This window comes from Blastocatellia bacterium (genome assembly GCA_035573895.1).
Classification (GTDB): Bacteria; Acidobacteriota; Blastocatellia; order HR10; family HR10; genus DATLZR01.
On the sequence record DATLZR010000124.1, the window covers coordinates 1 to 5,043 of the forward strand.

General features: G+C 57.3%; 7 protein-coding genes. All 7 read right to left on the bottom strand.

The window, feature by feature from the left end:
• The coding region (locus VNM72_11175) for a hydrogenase formation protein HypD (GenBank protein HXF05961.1) at positions 1–139 on the bottom strand (139 nt) is incomplete at its 3' end.
• Positions 136–390, bottom strand: coding sequence for a HypC/HybG/HupF family hydrogenase formation chaperone (locus VNM72_11180; protein HXF05962.1), 255 nt, complete (start codon positions 388–390; stop codon positions 136–138). The genes VNM72_11175 and VNM72_11180, both read right to left, overlap by 4 nt.
• Positions 381–2,795, bottom strand: a complete 2,415-nt coding sequence (hypF, locus tag VNM72_11185) for a carbamoyltransferase HypF (protein ID HXF05963.1) — start codon at positions 2,793–2,795, stop codon at positions 381–383. Before hypF ends, VNM72_11180 begins: the two co-directional genes overlap by 10 nt.
• A gap of 26 nt (positions 2,796–2,821) precedes the next feature.
• Positions 2,822–3,529 (bottom strand): hydrogenase nickel incorporation protein HypB, encoded by a 708-nt coding sequence (hypB, locus tag VNM72_11190; GenBank protein HXF05964.1) that lies wholly within the window; start codon positions 3,527–3,529, stop codon positions 2,822–2,824.
• 64 nt (positions 3,530–3,593) lie between these two features.
• Positions 3,594–3,836 carry a YgiT-type zinc finger protein gene (locus VNM72_11195; protein HXF05965.1) on the bottom strand — a complete coding sequence of 81 codons (243 nt, stop codon included), beginning with the start codon at positions 3,834–3,836 and terminating at the stop codon, positions 3,594–3,596.
• A 416-nt stretch (positions 3,837–4,252) separates the two neighbouring features.
• Positions 4,253–4,612 (bottom strand): hydrogenase maturation nickel metallochaperone HypA, encoded by a 360-nt coding sequence (gene hypA, locus VNM72_11200; GenBank protein HXF05966.1) that lies wholly within the window; start codon positions 4,610–4,612, stop codon positions 4,253–4,255.
• Positions 4,605–4,844 (bottom strand): hypothetical protein, encoded by a 240-nt coding sequence (locus VNM72_11205; GenBank protein HXF05967.1) that lies wholly within the window; start codon positions 4,842–4,844, stop codon positions 4,605–4,607. The genes hypA and VNM72_11205 overlap by 8 nt, the downstream gene beginning before the upstream one ends.
• Positions 4,845–5,043: the final 199 nt, after the last annotated feature.

Here is a 5,043-nt window from a genome sequence, read left to right on the forward strand (position 1 = left end):
CTACGCCAAATTTGACGATGGCATGCGTCTGCCCGCCGCAGACTTCCATGATCGTCCACGGGCGCGTTGTGATCCGGGCGATGGCGCGGGCGTATCGCTCAGCCGCCCTGGCGTCGCGGTACTCATCAATGTATTTCATGCGGAGCCTCCCTCCAGCTCTCGCAATTCATCCATCTGCCGCAGATACTCAAACACTTGTTGAGCTTCTTGTTCATCCAGTCGGCTGATGGCGAACCCGACGTGCACGATGACGTAATCGCCGACCTGAGCCTCAGGGACATAGGCGAGACAGACATCCTTGATGATGCCGCCGAAGCTCACTTTACCCATGCGCGTGAGGGGATCGTCGCCACTGATGCTGATGATCTTTCCGGGAACGCCTAAGCACATATCACGTTGCTCCTTCGCTCGCGCACCGCTGCCACCGCCTGGCCGAGCGCGAGACCACCGTCGTTGGGTGGAATACGTTGATGCCAGTAGGGACGAAATCCCTCGCCCAGCAAGCGGCGAACGGTCCGCTCGGTCAAATACTTGTTTTGAAAACAGCCGCCGGTGAGAACGACGCGCTCTTCACCCACGTGGTGCGCCACGGCGACGATCGCTTCGACCAGCGCATTGTGGAACCTCGCCGAGATCATGCCCACAGACACACCATCACGTAGATCGGCCAGAATATCCCGTATCATCGGCTCCCAATCAATGACCACTGCGGGTGGCAGATCGAGAGGTTCAGCGTGACCGGACGAGCCCGCAATCTGCCGCCTGAAAGTTGAGATCCGAAAAGGGTACGCCTCATCCGTCTCGACGCCGTCCAGCGCGAACTCCAGCTCCATTGCCGCCTGACCCTCAAATCTCACTACCTGACGCATCCCCACCAGAGCGGCCACCACGTCGAAGAGCCGTCCCACGCTCGACGTCACCGGCGCGTTGATCTTCCTGCTCAGCATCGTCTGCATGATCGCACGCTCTTCGGAGGAAAAGGCCTTGACCGGCGCAAGCTCCATCATGGTGAACACATCGTCGCCAAAGATCTCATAAAGCAGACCGATGGCCGTTCGTCGTGGCTCCTTAATGGCCTTCTCTCCGCCGGGCAGTCGGAAGGTTCGGAAGTGACCGATCCGGAGAAACGACTGATCTGTGATTTGCAAGAACTCTCCGCCCCAGATGGTACCGTCCAATCCATAGCCGGTTCCATCCCAGGCGATTCCCAGGACCGGCGGCACCAGCTCGTTTTCGGCCATGCAGGCGAGTACGTGCGCGTAGTGATGTTGAACCGGGATAACCGGCAGTCCATGGCGCCAGGCATAGTGCGTCGAGAGATAATCCGGATGGGCATCGCACGCCACTACTGATGGACGAAGATTGTAGAGTTCACGGAAGCTGCCGATGACGCGTTGAAAAGCCTCAAAGGCTTCAGCCGTTTCGAGATCACCGATGTGCTGGCTGATGAAAACCTGCTCGCCGATGGACACAGCAATCGTGTTCTTCAAGTGCCCGCCAACGGCCAGAACTGTTGGTGGCGAAGGAGTCATCAAGCAATGGAGAGAGAGGTGTTCGCCCGATTCCTCTGACCTGCGATTTGCCATCGGCCATGCACCCTTGGTGATCGGCAGCGGCGCGTATCCACGCGCCCGACGCAAGATAAGCTCCCGTCCCATCATCACGCGAACGACCGAATCATCAACATGCCGGGCGATAGGCCGATTGTGAACGAGAAAGAGGTCGGCAATTCCCGCCAGTCGCTTAAGCGCCTCCTGCTCATCTGTGCAAATCGGTTCGTCAGACAGATTGCCGCTTGTCGCCACAACGGGAAATCCTAATTCCGCCATGAGCAGATGATGCAGCGGTGTATAGGGAAGCATGATGCCGAGGTACGGATTGCCGGGAGCAACGGGTGAAGCGACAGCTAATGATGGATGGTTAATGGCGGATTTCCTGTGGAGCAGAACGATGGGTGATTCGGGAGAGAGGAGCAGCCGTTCTTCGAGTTCCGAAACCTCACAGTGCTCTTTGATGAGTTCGAGCGTCGGATACATCAGCGCGAAGGGTTTTTCTTCACGGTGCTTACGCACCCGGAGGCGAACGACGGCCTCTTCATTGCGGGCATCCACGAGAAGGTGAAACCCGCCGAGCCCCTTAACAGCCACGATCCGTCCTTGACGAATCGCCTCGGCTGCCCCAATAAGCGCGTCATGATGTGTGGCGAGAACTTTTCCACCGGCATTCCACAGTTCCACGTGCGGCCCACAACGGGGGCAGGCGTTCGGCTGCGCGTGAAACCGTCGGTCGAGCGGATTCTCATATTCGGCCTGGCATTCGGGGCACATCGCGAACCCTTTCATCGTCGTATTGGGCCGGTCGTAGGGCACCGCCTCGATGATCGTGAAGCGCGGCCCGCAGTTAGTGCAGTTGGTGAAAGGATAGCGATAGCGGCGATTCGTCGGATCGAAGATCTCTCGGAGGCATTCTGAGCAAGTGGCAATATCTGGCAGCACGAGGGCGGTCTTCTCTCCTGTTCCATCACTGTGTCGAATTTCGAATGTCGTGTATCCGACAGGATCGAGAAACGAATATTCGAGGCTCTGGATGAAGGATCGTGGCGGTTTCTCCCGCTCGATGCGAAGGAGGAAGCTTTGCAGGTTCAGTGCGTTTCCTTCGACTTCGATGAAGACACCATGCGTCGAATTCAGCACCCACCCGGGTAGACCCATCTCGGTCGCCAGCCGATAGACGAACGGACGAAAGCCAACGCCCTGAACCGCCCCGCGAATGGTGATGCGAAGTCGTTTGGTCATATCCCCTTGAATGGGCCCACGGGTGCTCAGACGCGAAGAAACGGATCTTCGCGTTCGTGTCGTTGAATTTCGGCGGCTGGCGGTTTTTGCCGGGTTAGTGCTTCCAACCAGGCGCACCACTCAGAAATGCCCGTCCCGGTGACGCAGGATGTCTCGAAGACCTTCAGCGCCGGGTTAATTTGCAGCGCATTGTGCCTGAGCACATCGAGCCGGCAGTTGAGATAGGGGAGCAGGTCCGTCTTGTTAATCACCAGCACCGCGGCCTGGCGGAACATCGCCGGATATTTGAGGGGCTTGTCATCTCCTTCGGTCGTGCTGATGATGACGACCTTCATCGCCTCACCCAGGTCATAGTTGGCCGGGCAAACGAGGTTGCCGACGTTCTCGATGATCAGAAGGTCCACGCCCGCTAAATCGAGTTTCGCCATGGCCTCGCGCACGAGCTGCGCTTCGAGGTGACACCCGCCTTGGGTGACAATCTGAATCACAGGCACTCCATACCGGGCGATCCGCTGAGCGTCGAGATTTGTTTGTACATCACCCTCGATGACCGCTATTCGCAACTTTCCGTCAAAGTGCTCAAGCGTTCGTTCGATGAGGCTTGTTTTTCCTGAACCGGGCGAGCTGACCATATTGAGGGCCAGAATCCCATGCTCGGCCAGCCGCGCCCGATTTTGCCGGGCAATTTCGTCGTTCTTCTCCAGAATCTTTCGCTCGATGGTGATGATAGGCATCTCACCGCCTTTCGTATCAGGAGTGAGCATTCAACTGTCAACCGATAGCTGAGTTACGGCCGTTTCAAACCGTGACCTTCTCAAACTCAACGACAGGCACCCTCGATTCCGCTGCAATGCCTACGCGCTCCTGACGGATGCGTTCCAGGCGGCGAATGGTGTCTGGGGCAAACTCCTTTTCCCCGCAGCGGACACAGACGCCGGCCGGGACGCCTTCAATGATGATGATTTCGTCACCGATTTCTTCAATGACTCGGCTGATGCGCTGCTCAACATCACCACCGCAGAATGCACAAATGTTTTTCATCTATTTCATCCCCTTTCGTGTTTTCCAGTCCGATTCCCATCTGTCGGCTGTGGGCGCATAGACAGTGATAACTTTGACGAGGGGTGGTTTGGACAGGCAAACGTGAAGCGGTCTTCCATCCGGGGTTTTGCCTAAGATTAAGACATGCTGGTAAGGGGTAAGCCGATGGGTAGTCCTCAACGATTTCTCCGCCTGCGCATCGCAGTACAATGTCATCCATAGAAATACTCTCGTTCTTCATCTCGCGCCTCGCGTGGTCTGTGATGAGAACTGGTTGTTCTTCAGGTATTCCGCTATGGCCTCAATCTCACTTTCGGCCATACACCTTGGACCTGCTCAAGTCTATGCGCTGATCCTCTTTCAGCCCTCTTACAAGCACTGCTCGTAAGCTTCTGTTCGCTCGCACCTTTCACGAATTACTCTTCGACCTCCAATTCTACCACATCGAGTTCGTTGCCGGAGATCAGTTCAACATGAGCGCTGTTGCAGTTCGGACAGATGAAGGCGTACTCCTTTACCTCGAAGGCGTTGCGACAATCGGTGCAGCGACTCACGATGGGCACATGCTCGATGAGAAGCCGGGCTCCCTGTGCGACGGTGCCTTCGCTCGCCACCTCGAAGCAAAAGCGCAGCGATTCCGGCACGACGCCAGCCAGCTCGCCGATTCTCAAGCGAACAGTCTTCACGCGCGCACTGCCGTTGGTGGGCGCGTAGCGCTCGATCACCTCCAGAAGGTTCCTGGCGATGGACATCTCGTGCATGGCGCCTCTATTCATCCTCTTCTCTGATGATGTAGGCCGGCAGCTTTCCGTAGCTCATCAGAAAGACCATAACAATTGATCCGAGGATGACCACGGAGATGACCACCCAGTCGCCCGAGCTTAGCCGTTCTGCCGACCCCTGACCAGTGAACGTCGAGTAGGTCAGCCATCCCCACACGGGCAGCATGATCACGGCGATCATCCAGGCGATCCATCTCGGTAGGTAGACCTTCTTTTCTTTGACCATGATTAACTCCTTTCCGGCCAGACCGGATGAATTGGCGCGGTCCCCTCGCGCCTCAAGAATACCATCAACCAGCCTGAACGGACAGTTCCTGAGGGACCGCCGACAACAGCCGGGCAATTTCCGCCGCGACGCGCGGTACCGCTCGCGACACCGGCTCGGACAGTCCCGGCTCGACGCTCTCCGGCACGCGACCGACCTG